This window comes from Echinicola rosea, from assembly GCF_005281475.1.
Lineage (GTDB): Bacteria > Bacteroidota > Bacteroidia > Cytophagales > Cyclobacteriaceae > Echinicola > Echinicola rosea.
The window spans coordinates 1,626,818-1,646,060 of sequence record NZ_CP040106.1; the positions used below are offsets into that span (position 1 = coordinate 1,626,818).

At 44.7% G+C, this 19,243-nt stretch carries 17 protein-coding genes; 11 read left to right on the forward strand and 6 right to left on the reverse strand.

Annotated features, from left to right (window positions below):
* Position 1: 1 nt before the first annotated feature.
* The 4 genes from ispF to FDP09_RS06800 form a co-directional block, all read right to left on the reverse strand.
* Complete coding sequence (gene ispF / locus FDP09_RS06785; RefSeq protein ID WP_137401938.1) at positions 2 to 487, reverse strand: 2-C-methyl-D-erythritol 2,4-cyclodiphosphate synthase; 486 nt, start codon at positions 485 to 487, stop codon at positions 2 to 4.
* 247 nt (positions 488 to 734) lie between these two features.
* The gene (locus tag FDP09_RS06790) at positions 735 to 1,976 is read right to left on the reverse strand and encodes a M16 family metallopeptidase (protein ID WP_137401939.1); all 1,242 of its coding nucleotides are present in this window, start codon (positions 1,974 to 1,976) and stop codon (positions 735 to 737) included.
* 541 nt (positions 1,977 to 2,517) lie between these two features.
* On the reverse strand, positions 2,518 to 2,721 hold the full coding sequence (locus FDP09_RS06795) for a heavy metal transport/detoxification protein (RefSeq protein WP_137401940.1): 204 nt from the start codon (positions 2,719 to 2,721) through the stop codon (positions 2,518 to 2,520).
* 371 nt (positions 2,722 to 3,092) lie between these two features.
* Complete coding sequence (locus FDP09_RS06800) at positions 3,093 to 5,285, reverse strand: heavy metal translocating P-type ATPase (RefSeq protein WP_137401941.1); 2,193 nt, start codon at positions 5,283 to 5,285, stop codon at positions 3,093 to 3,095.
* 209 nt (positions 5,286 to 5,494) lie between these two features.
* Here FDP09_RS06800 and bshC point away from each other — a divergent pair, with 209 nt between their 5' ends.
* From bshC to FDP09_RS06830, 6 genes are all read left to right on the forward strand, one after another.
* Entirely contained in the window at positions 5,495 to 7,060 is a 1,566-nt protein-coding gene (bshC, locus tag FDP09_RS06805; RefSeq protein WP_137401942.1) for a bacillithiol biosynthesis cysteine-adding enzyme BshC, read from the forward strand.
* Entirely contained in the window at positions 7,035 to 7,625 is a 591-nt protein-coding gene (locus FDP09_RS06810) for a 5-formyltetrahydrofolate cyclo-ligase (RefSeq protein WP_187328814.1), read from the forward strand. Before bshC ends, FDP09_RS06810 begins: the two co-directional genes overlap by 26 nt.
* A 24-nt stretch (positions 7,626 to 7,649) precedes the next feature.
* On the forward strand, positions 7,650 to 8,135 hold the full coding sequence (locus FDP09_RS06815; RefSeq protein WP_137401944.1) for a hypothetical protein: 486 nt from the start codon (positions 7,650 to 7,652) through the stop codon (positions 8,133 to 8,135).
* A 69-nt stretch (positions 8,136 to 8,204) separates the two neighbouring features.
* Complete coding sequence (locus FDP09_RS06820) at positions 8,205 to 9,329, forward strand: sugar phosphate isomerase/epimerase family protein (protein ID WP_137401945.1); 1,125 nt, start codon at positions 8,205 to 8,207, stop codon at positions 9,327 to 9,329.
* Positions 9,330 to 9,568: 239 nt separating this feature from the next.
* Entirely contained in the window at positions 9,569 to 9,817 is a 249-nt protein-coding gene (locus FDP09_RS06825; RefSeq protein WP_137401946.1) for a hypothetical protein, read from the forward strand.
* Positions 9,818 to 9,901: 84 nt separating this feature from the next.
* The gene (locus tag FDP09_RS06830; RefSeq protein ID WP_137401947.1) at positions 9,902 to 10,972 is read left to right on the forward strand and encodes an NHL repeat-containing protein; all 1,071 of its coding nucleotides are present in this window, start codon (positions 9,902 to 9,904) and stop codon (positions 10,970 to 10,972) included.
* Positions 10,973 to 11,375: 403 nt separating this feature from the next.
* On the opposite strand, the gene FDP09_RS06835 is transcribed toward FDP09_RS06830, so the two are convergent.
* Complete coding sequence (locus FDP09_RS06835) at positions 11,376 to 11,564, reverse strand: hypothetical protein (RefSeq protein WP_137401948.1); 189 nt, start codon at positions 11,562 to 11,564, stop codon at positions 11,376 to 11,378.
* A 116-nt stretch (positions 11,565 to 11,680) separates the two neighbouring features.
* On the opposite strand from FDP09_RS06835, the gene FDP09_RS06840 reads away from it, so the two are divergent.
* The 5 genes from FDP09_RS06840 to FDP09_RS06860 all read left to right on the forward strand — a co-directional run bounded on the left by FDP09_RS06840 (position 11,681) and on the right by FDP09_RS06860 (position 17,446).
* A complete protein-coding gene (locus tag FDP09_RS06840; RefSeq protein ID WP_137401949.1) occupies positions 11,681 to 13,129 on the forward strand; it encodes a BatD family protein in 1,449 nt (482 codons plus the stop codon).
* Positions 13,129 to 14,211 (forward strand): chorismate synthase, encoded by a 1,083-nt coding sequence (gene aroC, locus FDP09_RS06845; RefSeq protein WP_137401950.1) that lies wholly within the window; start codon positions 13,129 to 13,131, stop codon positions 14,209 to 14,211. Before FDP09_RS06840 ends, aroC begins: the two co-directional genes overlap by 1 nt.
* Positions 14,212 to 14,229: 18 nt before the next feature.
* Positions 14,230 to 15,564, forward strand: coding sequence for a dicarboxylate/amino acid:cation symporter (locus FDP09_RS06850; RefSeq protein WP_137401951.1), 1,335 nt, complete (start codon positions 14,230 to 14,232; stop codon positions 15,562 to 15,564).
* A 140-nt stretch (positions 15,565 to 15,704) separates the two neighbouring features.
* A complete protein-coding gene (locus FDP09_RS06855; RefSeq protein WP_137401952.1) occupies positions 15,705 to 16,289 on the forward strand; it encodes a NifU family protein in 585 nt (194 codons plus the stop codon).
* Between the two features lie 83 nt (positions 16,290 to 16,372).
* Positions 16,373 to 17,446 carry a DUF3810 domain-containing protein gene (locus tag FDP09_RS06860; RefSeq protein ID WP_137401953.1) on the forward strand — a complete coding sequence of 358 codons (1,074 nt, stop codon included), beginning with the start codon at positions 16,373 to 16,375 and terminating at the stop codon, positions 17,444 to 17,446.
* A 135-nt stretch (positions 17,447 to 17,581) separates the two neighbouring features.
* Here FDP09_RS06860 and FDP09_RS06865 read toward each other — a convergent pair whose 3' ends face one another.
* Positions 17,582 to 18,523, reverse strand: coding sequence for a DMT family transporter (locus FDP09_RS06865; protein WP_137401954.1), 942 nt, complete (start codon positions 18,521 to 18,523; stop codon positions 17,582 to 17,584).
* Positions 18,524 to 19,243: the final 720 nt, after the last annotated feature.

The following is a 19,243-nucleotide window of genomic DNA, read 5'->3' on the forward strand; positions in this document are numbered from 1 at the left end:
ATCAGTTATTTTTATAAACAAGTGCCACACAGTAGGCGGAAACCCCTTCCTGTCTTCCTACAAAACCAAGCTTCTCGGTCGTGGTGGCCTTAATGGAGATATCCTCTTCCGAAATGCCCATCACTTCTGACAAGCAGGTTTTCATGGTATCGATGTGCGGGTTTACCTTTGGGAGTTGGAGACAGATGGTGGTGTCCAGGTTGCCGATTTCGTAACCTTTTTCGCGGATCATTTTTAATACATCGGCCAGTAGGATCTTACTGTCGATGCCTTTATATTCCGGATCCTGATCTGAGAAATGATGGCCAATGTCCCTCAAGTTGGCGGCACCTAGTAGGGCGTCGCAGATCACATGGATAAGTACATCGGCATCAGAGTGCCCTACAGCACCTTTGCTATGTTCGAGTTTAATTCCTCCCAGCCAAAAGTCATAGCCTTCCCGCAGCTGGTGTACATCATAACCAAATCCAATTCTAAATTTATTCATGCGGTGAAGATAATGGATTTTGCCCAAATTTTTGAAATAACGCGGGTGGGAAGTAGGGAAATCGCTTTTCAACTATCTGTGAAGTGATGTCAGCTTGGGTGAGGGGAATGCTTTTGGATACTTTCCCTATTGTACCCTCCTATGTGCCTAATGTGGATGCCAAATAAGTTAGCTACTATAGGTTACTTTTTTCGATGTCGTGGAGTCCGGGTTTAACTGAGATATTATACCGCTTACTTGATCATCCCTACTGCTTAGTGCTTTTATAATATAGCACAGAAGCATTGGATTCCTGGATAGTAGCGCGTGCCATTTCGGAAATTTGGTCAGCAGAGATGGCTGTTTTTCGGTCATATTCGATCTGATAGATATCAGGTGATCCCAGTTGGGTGTAGTAAGCAAGGGTCATGGCCCGGTTTATGAGCTGGATAGATTCGTAGGTCTTCATGGCCTCCGCTTGGTTTTTGACCTTATCAAGTGTTTCCTTGGCGATGGTGTTTTCGATAAATTCTTGAACCACCTCGTCCAGTAATTTTTCGGCCTCTTCAGCGGACTTACCTTGCTCCATATTTCCGGAAAAAACCATCAACCCTGGATCCAAGGCCCCAAGGATATAGCCGTTGCAGGAAGCAAAGACATCGGTGTTTTTGACCAACTTTTGTTCTAAAAGGGAAGATCTTCCGAAGCCTAAAATATCGGTAATCAAATCACACTCCAGATAGCCATTTTGCATTCTTCCTGGCATGTGATAGGCTTTGTACAGGGCGTCAGTAGGCACGTCAGCCGAATGATAGAGGGTTCGTTTATGGGTTTGTTTGGGTTCTTCGAGGATGTCAGCTGATGAAGCGTTGGTTGGAGGGATGGGACCAAACCACTTTTTTGCCATTTCCAATACTTCCGAAGGTTTCACATCACCAGCGATTACAAGAATGGCATTGTTTGGCGCGTAATGGTGTTGATAGAATGACCGGATGTCTTCTTCTTCAAATCCTTCGATATCTTTGATCTCCTTGCCTATGGTGGGCCATTGATAGGGATGGGCCTTATAGCAAAGTCCCCTCATCAAGTGCATGGCATCACCATAGGGCTGGTTTAGGTACCGCTGCTTAAACTCTTCAATAACTACCTTTCGCTGTGTTTCGATGGTCTTTTGGCCTAGGTTTAGCTGCAGCATCCTGTCCGATTCCAGCCAAAAAGCCGTTTCGATATTGGTGGCGGGAAGTGTGATGTAATAATTGGTGATATCGGTATTGGTAAAGGCATTGCATTCTCCACCAACGCGTTCCAGGGCACTGTCAAATTGGGGTACATTCTTGGACCCGCCAAACATCAAATGCTCAAAGTAATGGGCAAGACCTGTTTTTCCTGGGGCCTCATTGCGGGAGCCTACCTTATAGATAATATTGGAGACAGCCATCTTGGTGCTGTGATCTGGATGGATCAGTACCTGAAGGCCATTGTCCAATACATAATGTTCGTAATTGATCATCGACTTGAATTGCTGATTTTCAAAAAAATATCTAAGACTTATATCGTCAATTAGACAAGGCTTTGAAAATACTTGTATGTGAATTTATCTGAGTAGTAAAACTACCGTTGGTCAGACGGTATAACATTACGCACCAACAAATCTAATAAAATCCTTGAACATTCATGCCCAAACGCACTAAATCAACGAAGCAACTGGGATTGTTCTGACTGGGATACTACCTGCCTCTATAAATATGGGGTCAAGTAATCTTTCTGGTAACGAGCAGTTTATGTTTTTAAGGATTCAGAATCCTTTCTCATATGTTCTTGGTTTTTACCATACCATATGCCCTAAACAGGGTAGGGGCAGCCGACAGGTAATTCAGCGAAATCCTAATTGTCTCGCCGAGGCAATTTAGGTGCCTTCAAAGACAAGTCCATCAACTTTGCCGCTTCCCTGGATCTAAATATGGTCAGTATTTTGCGGGGCTTGATCAATGAAAAAGGGCTCATCGCCCCCGTATAACTGGAAAATCAACTAAATATGATGATGGTTCTTACTACGCTCCGATCGGTTCTCCTTCAAATCCGGCTGCTTTCAAGGCAGCTTGTGCCTCTGCTACTGTGGCTTCACCGGTTAAGGTCAGTATTTTTTGTGGATCATCGAGATCGACTTTCCATTCACTGTTGGGCAGTGCGTCCAGTAATGGCGTGACAGCTTTGATGCATCCTGTGCATTTGATATTGGTCTTTAGCTTGATCATGGTTTTGTTGTTTAAGGTTTGAAAGTTATAATATTCAATCACTGCCGTCCGATTAATTTCACTTGCGCTGAAAACGTAGCTTTAAATGAAAAAAGATGAGATTTACTTCATTTCGTAAAACTACCCGTCCTTTGAATAGATGATAAGAAAGTCCCCTTTAGGGGATTTAGGGGCAGATTTGGACGAATTTTTTTCAATTCTAAAATCTTTACTTGGACGACAATAATATTCAATAAGTTCAAGAAGCTGTAGAATCGTCGAACTGAAGGATTGTTTGAGTGGGAAATCCGATATTGGATTCGTGGTTCTACGATTCTAAAATCACCCAATTCTACCACATCATTTTACATTGGACATCCAGCATGTAAGCTTCATCCCTTCTTTAGGCGGAGGCTATTGGTGACGACTGAGACCGAACTCAGTGCCATGGCCGCACCGGCTATCATGGGATTGAGGAGGAAGCCAAAGGTCGGGTAGAGTGCTCCCGCGGCAATAGGAATGCCGATAATATTATAAATAAACGCCCAAAAGAGGTTTTGACGAATGGTTTTGATGGTTCTTTTGGTGAGGTGGAGCATTTCGGGGACTTGCCTTAAGTCTCCATGTATCAGCGTAACTTTGGCGACGTTCATGGCGATATCTGTTCCTTTGCCCATGGCAATGCTAAGGTCGGCAATGGCGAGTGCTTCACTGTCGTTGATGCCGTCCCCGATCATGGCCACCTTGTGTCCGGCAGCTTGCAAAGCTCGGATATGATCGGCTTTTTCGGATGGAAGCAAGCCTGCTTTATAGTGTTTGATATTTACTGCTTTGGCGATGATGGCAGCTGTTTTTTCTTGGTCTCCGGTAAGCATGTGTACATCCAGTCCCATTTCTTGGAGGTCGGATATGGCATGTTGAGAGCCAGGTTTGAGTTGGTCGGTAATGCGGATGACGGCGATGATCCTATCACGCTTTGCCATGTGGATGACAATTTCCCCGTTGGAAAGGCCATTTTCTTCGGCTTCTGTGAGTGATGGATCGGGCTTGTATCCTTTTTCGAGCAGCCAGCCTTTTTTGCCGATTGCATAGGCCGTTCCTTCAAAGATAGCCGTAATGCCATTGCCAGTATGGGACTGGAACTGGTCAATAGGGGCTTTTTTATCATCTCCCCTTAGGTATTGGGTAACGGCTATTGCCAGCGGGTGTTCACTTTTGGCTTCCATTGCCAAGAGCACTTGTCGCTCTTTTTCTTGGCTACTGATGTCAGGGCTGAACAGAATTGCTTTTACTTCCGGTTTGCCGGAGGTAATGGTCCCGGTTTTGTCCAGGATGATGGTATCCACGGCTTGACCTGCTTGGAGGCTTTCGGCATCTTTGATGAGCATTCCCAGCGATGCTCCTTTTCCAATCCCAGCCATGATGGCCGTGGGTGTGGCCAGTCCAAGGGCACAGGGGCAGGCAATGACCAAGACAGTGATAAATGCCAGCATTCCATGTAGCCAAGGGTTTTCGGCACCACTAAATCCCCACACCAAAAGCGAGAGCAGCGCAATGGCGATGACCACTGGCACAAATACCGCTGTGATTTTATCCACCAGTCCTTGGACGGGAGCCTTGGAGCCTTGGGCTTCTTTGATCTTTTGGATAATCTGCGAAAGGACGGTCTCCTGTCCTGCCTGCTCCACTGTAAAGACAAAGCTGCCTTGTTGGTTGATTGTGCCTGCAAATACCTTCGCCCCGGTTTTTTTTTCGGCAGGAAGCGGTTCTCCAGTAAGCATACTTTCATCCACAAAGCTATTGCCGTCCGTAATCTTTCCGTCCAGCGGGATTTTCTGGCCGGGTTTTACCAGCACCATTTCACCCGGAGCTACTTCACTGGTCTTTTTGGTCAGCTCTTGGTCATTGATCAGGATGGTGACTTCACTGGGCTGCAATCCCATCAGCTTTTTGAGCGCTTCGGTAGTGCCCGTTTTGGCTCCCGATTCCAACATCCTGCCCAGTAGAATCAGGAAAATGATGACCCCAGCCGCTTCGAAGTACACATGTGGTTCGATTCCCCTTTGGGCCAGCCATGCTGGAAAAAACGTGTTGAACGTGCTGTATAGATAGGCTATGCCAGTACTTATGGCTACCAAGGTGTCCATATTGGCTGCCCCGTGTTTGGCCTGGCGCAGCGCATTGGTGAAAAACTGCCGTCCAAATACAAAGAGGACAGGAGTGGTCAATAGCCACATGATCATATTGGCATAAGGGATGGCCGAAAGAAACATGCCAATGACAAATACCGGAAAGACCAATATCCCTGCTGCAAGGGTGTTCTTTCGGAGTTTTTGATAGGCTTTCTGTTGGAGGACTTCAGGGTCTTGTTCTCGCTCAATAAGGAGATCATAGCCGGCATCACGTACAGATTTCTGGAGGAGGGTTGGGTCGGTGTTTTCTTCCAATTCCACGAGCGCGGTATGGTTGGCAAAATTGACACTGGCTTTTTTTACGCCCATTTGGTTGTTCAGTGTCTTTTCTACAGTATTGGCGCAGCCTGCACAGGTCATGCCGGTCACAGGCCATTCTATTTTATTGCTCATGTTATGATGTTCTAAGGATATTCTTGGAATTTACATCTTCTGGTACAAAGTTACAGGAGGAAAAGCTTGAGGGGTTACATAATTTTTGATCAAATTAAACTGAGGGAGCAGGATTCCGGTTTTCAAGAAAAAATCCCGAACTTTAAGGGGCTTATATCAGTTAAACCACCTAAAGCCCTTTTTCAGCGCATCAAAAACCTTCAGAATTTATGTTGAAATCTACTGTAGAGCCCGAGTGTACCGGGCAGTTTTCACCATTGTTTATCGATTATATCCGACAGCAAGAGAAGCTTGCACCTTTCTACAATGCCTTTCCGAATTTGGATAATTTTGGGTCAGCCATCAGAAACAGGCAATTTGATCCATATAAGCGGGAGGTGTTGGTAGCGGCATTGAGAGCGCAGTATGAGGGTGTCGAAATAAGCGAGAAGGTGGTGGAAAATGTCGATGCATTGGAAAATGAGAACACCTTTACGGTGACCACAGGGCATCAACTCAATCTTTTTACCGGGCCCCTGTACTTTATTTACAAGATTGTGTCCACGGTCAACCTCGCCAAGCAATTGGGGGAAGCGTATCCCCAATACCGCTTTGTGCCGGTGTATTGGATGGCATCGGAAGACCATGACTTTGAAGAGATCAATTACTTTCATTACGGAGGAAAGAAATACAGCTGGAGTACCGATCAAAAAGGTGCTGTGGGTGATTTTGCTTTGGATGGCACGATGGAGGAGCTGCTTAAGGAGGCGAATTTTGTTCCCGACTTTTTCAAGGAGGCCTATCGCAAAAACACCACCTTGGCTGAGGCAGTGAGGCAGTATGTCAATCACCTGTTTGGTGACAAAGGCCTGGTGATCGTGGATGGCCATGACCCAAAACTGAAGGAGTTGTTTGTACCGATCATAAAGGATGAATTGCGTTCAGGAAAAGCCAATGACCTGGTCAATGCACAGACGCAAAAACTGGAAGATCTGGGCTATAAGAGCCAGATTTTTCCCCGAGAAATCAATTTTTTCTACTTGGATAAAGGCATCCGTAGCCGGATCGTAAAGACCAAGAGAGGATTTGAGGTACTGGATACAGGGAAGGTTTTTACGGAAGGAGAGCTGTTGGATTTGGTAGGAGAAGATCCTGCCAGGTTTAGCCCAAATGTGGTGTTGCGACCACTTTACCAAGAGTATATATTACCTAATATCGCCTACCTCGGAGGGCCTGCCGAGGTGGCCTATTGGCTGCAATTGAAAAGCGTATTTGATCATTATGAGGTGGATTATCCCATGATCCTTCCCCGTAATTTTGCCATGATCAAGAATATAAAGGTGCAGCGAAAAGCGACCGCACTAGGACTGGATGAGGTATCTTTATTTGCTTCTTACGATGAGTTGAAAAAGCGCTATGTAAAGGCCAATGCCCAGTCGGATTTGGATCTGACAAAGGAAAAGAAGGCCTTGTCAGCAGTATTTGAACAGTTGGGAGATGAGGCGGTCGAAATAGACAGTACCCTGAAGCATTCTGCGGAGGCGGCAAAGGTGAGGGCACTCAAGGTCCTGGAGCATTTTGGCAGGAAGCTGCGTCAAGGTGAAGAGCGAAAGATGGAAGTGGCCCTGAGAAGGCTTGGAGAGGTCAAGGAAATGCTATTCCCTAGCGGTACACCGCAAGAGCGGAGGATTAATTTCCTCGAATTTTACCTTGCCGACGAGCAGTTTGTCGAGGGCCTATATGCGCATTTTGATCCGTTGGATTTTAACTATGTCATATTGGAACAGGATGGATGAAAAGAGCCTTCTTAGAAAGCGCTATAAGGAAAAAAGAAAAGCGCTTGGCGCCAAGCGAAAAGCTGATCTAGATGTTCGGCTTATGCATCAAGTGGTGGATTATTGCCGTGCGCATCGGCGATTTCAGCATTTTCATATTTTTTTACCGATTTCGAAGATGTTCGAGATTGATACTTTTCCTATGGTCAAGGCATTGCTGGCAGCGGGGAAGCAGGTTTATACCTCCATTGCAGACCATGAAGCGGGAGGGATGACGACTGTAGAAATCTCCTCGGATACCCAGTATGTAAATGACCAATGGGGTATTCCTGTACCCATAGAAGCCAAGGAGGCGGATGAAACGCAGGTTGATGTTGTATTTGTGCCACTTTTGGTATGCGATTTGAAAGGTAATCGAATTGGATATGGCAAGGGGTTTTATGACCGTTTTTTGGCAGATTTGTCCCCAGAGGTATTTAAAGTAGGGTTGTCTTACTTTGTTCCGGAAGTATCCATTTCGGCAGAAGCGCATGACATTCCATTGGATATTTGTATTTTGCCGAGCGGAATTATAGAGTTCAACTAAACCAACATTATTAAATTTATTTCTATGATCAAGAAAGCACTTATTGCCGCTTTTGTGGTGACGGTTTTGGCCGTCAGTAATCGAGCTGAAGCCCAGACGTATTCTACCGGTGTCGGCCTAAGGGCGGGCGTTTCCAATGGCTTGACGGTAAAACATTTTATTTCCTTGGACGAGGCCATTGAGGGGATGCTGCACACCCGATGGAAGGGATTAATGGTCACCGGACTGTATGAGAAGCACAAAGATATCCGTGAAGTGAGGGGCTTGAAGTGGTTTTACGGTGGTGGTGCGCATATCGGGACCTGGGGAGATCGCAGTGATCCTCCATTTCATGATTATGATGACAGCTATACCGTGTTTGGTATCGATGGTATCATCGGGCTGGATTATAAGTTTATCGATGCGCCGGTGAACCTATCCTTGGATTATAAGCCTGCTTTTAACATTACCGATGACGTAGGCTGGTGGGGAGATGAGATTGCCCTGTCCATTCGCTTTACGTTTCATTGATAAAGTGGCATCACGGCTTTATAAAACCTTCTAGCATTAATATCTTTTCCAACTTTAAACCTAAAAACCATGGCCCAGCCCATTTGGATAATGACTTCGGCATTTGACCAGTTGAACTTGGATGAAGTGATCAAGAAAGCCCATGAAACAGGAGTTCAGGGACTCGATGTGTGTGTATTCCGAAAGGACGGCACGCGAGATGATTTTGTGGCGACACATTTGGATTATGATCATTTTACACTCGATACGGCCAAGGAAGTGCTGGATAAGTTTAACAGTGCCAAGTTGCGGCTTTCCATCGGGGCTTTTGACAACCTCATCGGTGGCGATCCTGCACAAAGGATCAAAAACCAAAACCACCTGCTGAAGCTTATCCGAATAGCCCATTTGCTGGGCGGAGATGCCAATGATGTAAAAGTGGGGACTTTTGTGGGGTATAACCATGATCTGGGAAATCAGGAGAATGGTTTTGAGAAAAATCTGGAGGAGTACGCTAAGGTATTTAGCCCTATCATCAAGTATGCCGAGGATTTGGGCGTGACAGTACTGTATGAAAACTGCCCAATGGAGGGCTGGCGGTCGGCAGGCTATACCAGCACCTTCAATAATCTTCCCGGTGTGCTGGCTGCACGCAAGCTGATGTATGCCATGATCCCCAGCAAAGCCCATGGTGAAATATATGACCCATCACATGACGTTTGGCAGCACACCGACCCTGTGGAAGTGATCAGGCATACGGACATGGATCGGCTGAAGCGCATCCATGTAAAATCCACCCGAAACAATGCGGATCCTTACTGGGGAAATATGTACCCTACACAGTTGGTGGATAAAAGCCTAGCAGATCGAGCGGGTGTACCTACTGCCGAGCATGAATGGGACCGGCACCATTATGAGGCTACTTTGCCCGGTTTTGGTGTGGGGGACAGCATGGATTGGCGGCGATTTATCACTACGCTGCAAGAGAAGGGCTTTTCGGGGCCTTTTGAAATCGAAAATGAAGCGGGGCTCTCCAAAGGAACCGGAAATATGGCCGCCATTATGCAAGGCTACAAGGCTACCGTCCTCAACCTCAGTCCACTGCTATGGCCCCTTACGGAAGATGGCTACCAGTATCCCGCTGAGGAGTTTAAAGAAATGAAGGCTTTGGCGGGAAAGGATATTCCTGTAGTGACCATGGAGGAGCTGGGGTAAGGGAATTAATCTGCCATTAAATTGGTGATGACATCGATATGGTGACAAGATGCATTTACCCCTATTGTTTCTTATGCGGTTAACACCAAGTCATGTCAAAAAAACTAATTCGGGGTGTTGAGTTAAAGAATATATGAAGATAATTTTTTTGCGTATAAGTGCGTAGTTGTTTATTTGATTAAAGTAAGTGGGAGGGTTAAATTAGGTGAAATTATTAATTGTTTTAAACCTAATTTATTATGAAAATATGTTTAAAAATTTTTGCAGCAGCAGTGATGTTTATGGCAGTTTCAGGTAGCCTTCACTCCCAAAATCATGAATTTAAACAAGTGGAAGAACCAGGGGATGGCGGGTATAGCTGTACCATTACTACAAATTGTTTCAACATTGGTGGTAAAGTTTCAGGGACAGTAGGATGTACAGGTACCAAAAAATGTAAAAGAGGGGCTGGATATGTTGAATGTGACGGTAAAAGGACAAGTTGCTAGGTGATTTAAATTGATCTCTACTCCTCTTACGACATATAGGAGTAGAGGTCTTTTTTGTTAAAAAAGTGTTATGACATAAGGGGTATGAATGAGCATAAAAGAGAATTAGTTGTTTTAATGGTGATCCTCATAGGGGCACATTTTTTTTTAGGGTGTAAAGGAAAGGTAAGTGGACATTATGGAGAGGACTCATACGTTTCATTAACAGATGTGGGGATTAGTCCTGTGATGTTGGAAAGTTTTGTTTCCATAGATACTTATGAGGATGGAGCATTGATCAGTGATCCAGAGTTACTGGTAAGTCCAGGAGAAAAGTCCCCTTTTATATATTTTTACGATGGAAAGCAGCATAAGATAGGGAAAATAGCTATAGGGAGTAACATGGTGGTTATGTCCTTTGGTGATTTTGGTACTGGTCCTGGTGAAATCAGCTCAATTTCAAGTATAGATGTGAATCGAGATACGGTGTATGTCTGGGATTGGGAAATGATGAGGCTTTCTAAGTTTTCGGCAACTGATGGGGCTTTTTGGGAATCCCAAAAAGTGAGCAATTTTGTTTTTAATGGAAGGATCATGAATGTAGATCAGGATGGTTTTTTTCTAGCTACCATGAACGAAGAGGTGGCTCAGCCTGTGGCTGAATTATATTCGGAAAAAGGATATGGGTTTAAAAATCAAAAAAATTATTATACTGGAGTAGCCGAAAAATATGATGATAAATTGTTGCACAAAGTAGGTGATTGGTTGTATTTAGTATCAACTTCCCGTCCTGAGATCGAATTGATAAATATATCATCTTTGGACAGTACTGTCTATGACCTGTCTCAAATAAGTTTCTATATGAAGGAGTCTGAATTGATCACTGAAGAATATAGAAAGGATGGGAATTCGAATACAACCATTATGATAGTGGAAGATTTTTGTGTGGGTGAAGAGGAGATTGTTTATCTTCTATGTTACAGCAGGAAAAAGGGAACGGGTTTAAATACAGTGATCGCTTGTGATCTGAAAAACAAGTCGGTATTGGCCAATTACATATTGAAACGGAAAGGCGACAATGAATCCAATTGGTATAATTCAATTTTTGTAAGAAATGGTGTTTTATATGCTTCGAACAATACACATTCTTCAGTTGATGTTTTTAAGCTGCATTAAGAAAATAAATGCCATAAACAGCTGAAATGTCGCATCAAGCAATATTTCGGAGGGGAAGAATTTCTATATGGATTTCTGAAATTCACTTTCCTTACTATTGCTTAAAATGGGTTTTAGCGGGAATTGGTGATGCATAGGATGGTCATGGCTGCTAAAACTATACCCCTTAACCGGGCTATGGATGTGACGCCATTCTGTGTCTGGCTTCATGTCAAATACCAAATTATTTTTTACTTCACCTCTCCTCAGTTTTTGCTTGAACCACAAAATCCAACTAAGGCCCTTTGTGTCTTGGAGTCTTGGTGGCAAAAAAACACGGATGCCATCCAATAATTCCACTTGATTTTATATTTTCGTTTTCATCCAAAAACAAAAAGCCCCGCTTGAGGCGGGGCTATTATGATTAGGCGAGTTTTACAAAATATTTATTGAGTACTCCCAAGTAAATTTTTGAAAACGTCTTGTAACACCAGGTTTTAAACTCCTGAACCTCATGGGGCGTCAGCATGTTGAGGCCCTTTCTTAACTCTTTCTCGAAAAGTTTTTTGTCAAAACTCACCTTGAGCAAAATGGTTTTAACATATTCTATCATGGCTCATTTATTTTTTATGTTGGTTAAACAATACTATAATTGGTACGACAATACTTTGAATTTGTTGCGTTTAAAATATACTCGTTAATTTGCAACCTAAAGCATTCCGATTACCTATGAAAAGAACGAAATTTTACATTACCCTAGTATTCATTTGGACGATGGTTTTTTCCTATGCCTATGCTCAGGATGTAAAAGTTGCACTAGGCCCAGATGAAATAGGGTTGAATGAAACGTTCAGCGTAAAAATAACCATTTCTAATGAAAAAATAAAGTCTTATGATCAGTTTCCGGAGATTCCGGGATTCCAAAAGCAAGGGGTGTCCCAGTCCTCCTCCATGAACGTGATCAATGGACAGGTGAGCAGTACCAACAGTATCGTCCAATATTACAGACCGCTGAAAAAAGGGTCGTTTACCCTGCCGGATTTTACTGTGCAGATCAACGGGGAAAGTGTGTCATCACCGGGTAAGACGATTAGGGTAACCGATCCGAAGCAGTCCCAACGTAGCCAGCGTCAGCGAAGGGATCCTTTTGATGATTTCTTTGGTGGAGGAGAAGGTGATCAGCAGGAGTTTATTGAGCTTGATGATGAGGCTTTCTTTGCCATGAGCGTCAATAAGGACAGTATTTACGTGGGAGAGGGCTTTAATGTCAGCTTGGCTTTTTACATGTCGGAGGCCAACCAAGCACCCTTTGACTTTCACGAGCCGGGGAAGCAGTTGGAAGAAATTGTAAAGAAGATAAAGCCTACCAATGCTTGGGAAGAGAATTTTAATATCACTAATATTCAGCCGGAGCGCGTGACCATTGACGGCAAAAATTGGACACGCTTCAAGGTCTATGAATCCACCTATTATCCTTTCAATGAGGGTGAGGTGAAACTGCCTTCTATCGACTGGGAAATGATCAAATATAAGGTCGCCAAGAACCCTACCTTCTTTGGTAATAATCGCCAGCAGGATTTCAAGACTTTCCATGCATCAGGAAAGACGGTTTTTGTCAAGCCTCTGCCTCCCCATCCGCTAAAAAATCAAGTAAGTGTAGGGGTTTATCGACTACGTGAAAACTTCGATACCAAGAAGGTGGAAACCGGTGAAGGGGTGACTTATGATTTTGGAATAACTGGGGAGGGGAATATCAGTACCATCAAGGCTCCCCGAAAGAAAAATATCCAAAAGCTCAATACCTATGATCCCAACGAACGCCAACAGATCAACAGGGGCCGTGGGCGTGTGACGGGGATCAAGCAGTTTGAATATTACCTGACCATCAATGAGCCGGGAGAGGTAAAACTGGCCGATCACTTTGAGTGGATTTATTTTAACACAGACCAAGCCAGCTATGACACATTAAGGCCAAAGGCTGTCCTGAATGTAGTAGGAGAAAGCAAGATCAACCAAGCGATTTCGAGTACCAGGCTCGGTGGAATTTATGATTTAATTGAACTTGAAGACAATAAGCTTTTAAACGAACGATTTAAGTATTATTTTTCGGCTTTTATCAACTTACTATTGGCCGGTGCAGTGATTCTACTGGTCGTATTGATTATTAAAAAGAGGTAATGGGCAATTCATTTGGAAAAGTATTTAAGATAAGCACCTTCGGCGAATCGCACGGAAAGGGGCTAGGAGTGATCATTGATGGCTGTCCGGCAGGTCTGCCGATTGATGAGGACTATATCAGACAGGAGCTACAGCGCAGAAAGCCCGGCCAATCCAAAATTACTACCCAGCGAAAAGAGGAAGACGAATGCCAGGTTCTTTCTGGGGTTTTTGAGGGAAAGAGCACGGGGACGCCCATTGCTATCGTGATCATGAACACGGATCAGAAGAGCAAGGATTATTCCCATATCGCTGATAAATACCGACCTTCCCATGCGGATTTTACCTACCAGGAAAAATTCGGTGTACGTGATTATCGTGGAGGAGGGAGAAGTAGTGCACGTGAGACAGCCGCCCGTGTGGCAGCAGGAGCCGTAGCCAAGCTGTTCTTAAAGCATATAGGAGTGGAAATCAACGGCTATGTGTCACAAGCAGGGCATATCAAATTGGAAAAGCCCTACCAAGAGCTGGATTTTGCTGAGATAGAGAAAAATATCGTTCGGTGCCCCGATCCGGAGGTGGCGCAGGACATGATTGACTATATAGATGAGATCCGTAAAAACAGGGATACTGTAGGAGGTGTGGTCAGCTGTGTGGCAAAGAACGTTCCAGTGGGACTGGGGGAGCCTGTATTTGACCGCTTGCATGCAGAGCTAGGGAAGTCCATGCTTAGCATCAATGCCGTAAAAGGATTCGAATATGGTAGTGGATTTGAAGGGGTGACCATGTTGGGATCAGAGCATAATGATGCTTTTTATATGGATGGAGAGCAGGTAAGGACCAAAACGAATAATTCAGGCGGTATCCAAGGCGGGATCTCAAACGGCGAAGATATTTATTTCCGAGTGGCTTTTAAGCCAGTGGCCACCATCATGAAAGATCAAGAGAGTGTCAACCAATCAGGAGATGCGGTGACTGTTTCCGGAAAGGGCAGGCATGACCCCTGCGTAGTTCCACGTGCGGTACCGATCGTGGAAGCTATGGCGGCCTTGGTACTAGCGGACTTCTTGTTGTTAAAGCGATTAAATAAATTGGATGTTTAGGAATATAACCCAGATAAAATGCTGAAAAAAATACCCCTTCATACGCAGATCATCATCGGCCTTGTTTTGGGCTTAGTGTTTGGTCTGATCGTGATCAAGACTCAGATTTCACCCGATTTTACGGTAGATTTTATCAAGCCCATTGGTACGATCTTTATCAATGCGCTTAAAATGATCGCAGTGCCCTTGGTGCTGGCCTCATTGATCGTAGGGGTGTCCAATTTGGGCGACATTACCAAGCTGGGTAGGATCGGTGGCAAGACCATTGGTGCATACATGATGACGACTGTTATTGCGGTGACTGTGGGGCTCTTGCTGGTTAATATCTTTGCTCCGGGCAAGAGTTTACCACCGGAAACACGTGAAAACCTCATGACCCTGTATGATGATGTGGTAGGTGATAAGACCAACCAAGCGGCTGAGCTGGCGGAACAAAGCCCTTTGAAGCCTTTGGTTGATATCGTACCCCAAAATGTGTTTCTAGCGACTACCGATAACGGAAGCATGCTACAGGTAGTTTTCTTTGCTATTTTGGTGGGAATTGCGCTATTGGAAATCCCCAAGTCCAAAGCCAGTCCTGTAATTGCTTTTTTTGATGGCCTGAATGATGTCATCATCAAGATCGTGGGATACATCATGTTGATTGCACCGTATGGGGTGTTTGCGTTGATGGCTTCCTTGATTGTGGAAATTGCCGGAGACAATCCGGATTCCGCTATCGAGCTATTATTTGCATTGTTAAAATACAGCCTGTTGGTGGTAGCTGGGCTGTTGCTGATGGTCTTTTTGGTGTACCCGACCATTCTTAAGGTATTCACCAAAGTGAAGTACAAGGATTTCTTCAAAGCCTTGAGGCCTGCACAGCTGTTGGCATTCTCTACGAGCTCCAGTTCTGCGACCTTGCCCGTGACGATGCGGCAGGTAGAAGAAGAAATAGGGGTTTCGGAAGAAGTCAGTAGTTTTGTGCTTCCGTTGGGAGCGACGATAAATATGGACGGTACAAGTCTGTATCAAGGGGTGGCCGCTGTGTTTATTGCCCAAGCGCTTGGACTGGACCTGACGCTTACGCAGCAGTTGATGATTGTGCTGACAGCTACTTTGGCGTCTATTGGTACGGCGGGAGTGCCCGGAGCAGGGTTGATCATGCTGTTGATCGTATTGGAGTCTATCGGGGTGCCCTCAGCAGGTTTGGCGCTGATTTTGGCTCCGGATAGGATCTTGGATATGTTCAGGACAGTGGTGAATGTCACCGGTGATGCGACTGTCTGTACGGTGGTGGCCAGCACCGAAGGGGAGCTGCCTGACGGATTGATCAGAGAAGCAAACCCATTGACTTCTACCTCAGATTCATAAATTTGTAGTAGAAAAGGAACTTATCATCGGTTTTACTGTTTGAATTGCTAGAAACCACCACAAGTTTACTTGGAAGTAAAAGGGGTGGTTACTGATGGTCTGTTTACCACATTAGATATTCGCAAGAAAAAATATTAGCCATGTTACAAGCGCAAAAGAAGCCAGTACATATTTATATGGAAGCCAACCCTAACCCAAACTCGTTGAAGTTTGTGGTCAACTTCATGTTGACCGATGAAGGGGTGAGCTTTGACTATCCAGATGAAAAGAGTACAGAGAATTCGCAGTTGGCAAAAGAGTTGTTCAACTTTGCAGCGGTGGACCGTGTCTTCATCACCTCCAATTTTGTGACGGTGACCAAAACGGAAGAAGTGGAGTGGCCGGAAGTGCAGGATTTTATCCGTGATCATATCAGGCAATACCTGGAATCCGGAAAACCTGCCATAGACGTAGTATTGGACAAGGATCCTTTGTTCGATGAGAACGATAGTGAAGTGGTCAAAAAGATCAAGGGAATCCTTGATGAGTATATCCGGCCCGCAGTGGAGCAGGATGGCGGCGCCATTATCTTCCATAGTTTTCAAGAAGGAGTGGTCAAGGTGCTCTTGCAAGGAGCTTGTTCTGGTTGTCCCTCAAGTACAGTGACCCTAAAAGCCGGAATAGAAAACCTCCTTACCCGAATGCTACCTGATGATGTGAAGACTGTGGAGGCTGAAGGGATTTAAAGAAGTAATTGAATCGTTCAGGTCATTCGAGATAGCGGATGGCCTTTTTTTTGCTGACAGTTTATTAAAACTTTTGCTAGTATATGTTGAAGAGAAACTGGACTTGGGTGTTTTTAGGAGTGTTGTGCCTTGTCATCCGCTATTTTGCAGTCCGGTTTCCCGAGGCGACAGAGCGCATTTATTCCCGTGAGTTTTTTCCAGCTATCCGTAATATCATTGATATTACCGTTTCCCGTTTGCCTTTTCCAACCGTATATCTTTTCTTTTTGGGTGTATTGGTGTCGTTTGGGCTGTTTATCTGGAAGGTAAGGAAACGAGTAGGGTGGAAGGGTAAATTGTTGTTCAGTGGCAGGTGCGTGCTCAATTTTGGTGGTTTTTTGGTTTTTTTCTTTTTGGTGCTTTGGGGGTTTAATTATCAACGGGTGCCAATTTTTCAGCAACTGGGCCTTAAACCAATGGCATTAGAAAAAGAAACCTTGGTGAATGAAATGGTGCTGACCAGGGATTTGCTCCATCAGATACGTCCTAATATTTCGGATGACACCGTTGCGATAGGAAGCACCTTGCCATATGGTGAGCTGGAAAATGTGGTTCGGGCGAATATCCGTGAAAACCTGTACATGATGGGCCTTAATTTTACAGGTCATCCCCGAACCAAGCAGCTTTACCCAGATGGATTACTCAGAAAACTGGGGATTTTGGGGATTTATTTTCCATTTGTGGGAGAAAGTTACATAGATCCCACATTGCATCCGCTGGAAAAGCCCTTTACGATCGCGCACGAGATGGCGCATAGCTATGGTGTGACCAATGAAGGGGAAGCCAATTTTATCGGTTGGGTAATCTGCAGCCATAGTGATAATCCACTTTTACAATACTCTGGACACTTGAGGTTATTAAGCTATCAGCTGAACGATCTGTATCGGTTAGATCCGGCAGGGTATCGACAGTTTTTGACTACCATGGATAAGGGTTTAAGAAATGACCTGATCGATATTTCGGAAAACCACCGGCAAATCAAGGCCTTTTCCTTAGAGCTGAGTAGGCGGTCAAATGATCTTTTTCTTAAAGCCCAGGGAGTCAAGGCAGGCGTGAAGAGCTATGCCCAGTTGCCCATGCTGGCCTATGCTTGGAGAAACAAGTTGAAGGGAAAATAGTGGTATTAAGATAATGGCCCGGTGATTTGAGAAATTAGGATGCCCAAAGGGGCGAAGTGTCACTGCGGAATCACAACATTTTTACCGCTACTCTCCCGGGAGAGCTTTTTACAAAAGAGATGAGCAAAAGAGAAATTAGGCACTGGAAGAAGGCGCAGCAATGACCTGTTTTTTCTTTTTTCTGTTCCCGATCCAGACTCCGGTAATCACCGCAATCATGCCCATGAAATGCCCTGGAAGGAGGACTTCACCGTCCCATACCCCCCATCCGATCGCTACAATAGGAATAAGGTAGGTGACCGAGCTCGCAAATACAGGACTGGCGATTTTAACTAGGCCGTTGAAAAGGATAAGGGAGACGGCTGTTCCGAGGACTCCTAGAATAGTCAGGTAGCCAGCGGCCATGAGTGCCCCATCTTCATGGATTAGCTTATGCGTGAAGTCCGTTTGAAGGAGAAGGTATCCTAGTGCTACTGGGAGTGCTAGCAGCAATGAAATGGCTGTGATTTCAACAGGTTTCAGTGCGTTAAACCAGTGTTTGATAATATTCAGGTTAATGCCGTAACAGATGGTCGCCAAAATAACCAACAGTGCATAGGCATTAATGGAAGACAAACTGGTGATGCTGCTGCTGCCTTCTTTTACGCTGATAAGTATGATGACGCCAATAAAGGCAATGAGCAGTCCCAAGCCATTTCTGACAGTTATTTTTGCCTTAAAAAACAAAGCCCCTATCACCACCACAAAAAGTGGTGTGAGTGCATTGAGTACACCTGTAATGGAACTGCTCAGTTGTGTTTGGGCTTTGGCAAAGAGAAATGCTGGTAAAAAACTCCCCACTAATCCCACTACCGCAAGATTGCCGATTTGCTTTCTGTTTAACTTCGCTATCCTCGGAAGGGAAAGCGGAAGCAGTACGGCGGCGGCAGAGACGATACGGTACGCCCCTACTTCGCCAGGGGAAAAGGCCATCAGACCTTTCTTAATCAGGATAAACGAACTGCCCCAAACCAGTGATAGAAAACCCAAGAGAAGCCAACTCCTCAGCGGTTGATTATCCGTAGTGTTTGATGTCATAAAGGGTTAAGTCTTTGTGGTTGATAATCTGCAAAATTTCAAGTTTTTCCATAACACCCCACTGAAATGGATAGTTGCACGGGGCAAAAGTTTTTTGTGATTTGGATATTTAGGAATCGACAGCTAGTCTCCGGTTTTTTTAGGACCAAGCGGAAAAGTTGGGACCTACCAGTTTTCTTAATGGCAAAAAAACCGATACATAAAAATGTCACAAAGGTTTAAAGGCACCAAGTGCTTGATGGACCTGCATTGAAAGATTACACTCGAAAGCTAGCTCCCAGAGGAGCGACATGTTCATAGCCTTGGGTGAAGCCCATGGTAAATTGCCCATCCAATGTTTTCAGTTTTAGCTGCATCCCTCCCTATTCCCCCACAAATTCCCGCTAAAACCATTCGTGCGGATGGAATAAGCCCATCGTTTTAACGGTATGAAGTTTTCTTTCATAAGACCACGTCAACATTCGTCCCCCCAGAAATATTGCTTGATCCTTTTTTTACTTTACCCAATGGAACGGATCATTCGAATGCAAAAAAAAGAAGGCTGTGAACAAAATTTCACAGCCTTCTTTTGGAGTAATAACCTGAGCTCGACTTAATTTTAGTATTAAAAGCGTCATAGCGAACCCTTTTAAGGAGGATGTGGGTTGGAAAAGGGTGTGGCAACTCGCCGCGGCGAGCTGCCACGGCTTCTACCCCTCATATCTCCCTCTAAGCCTCGCA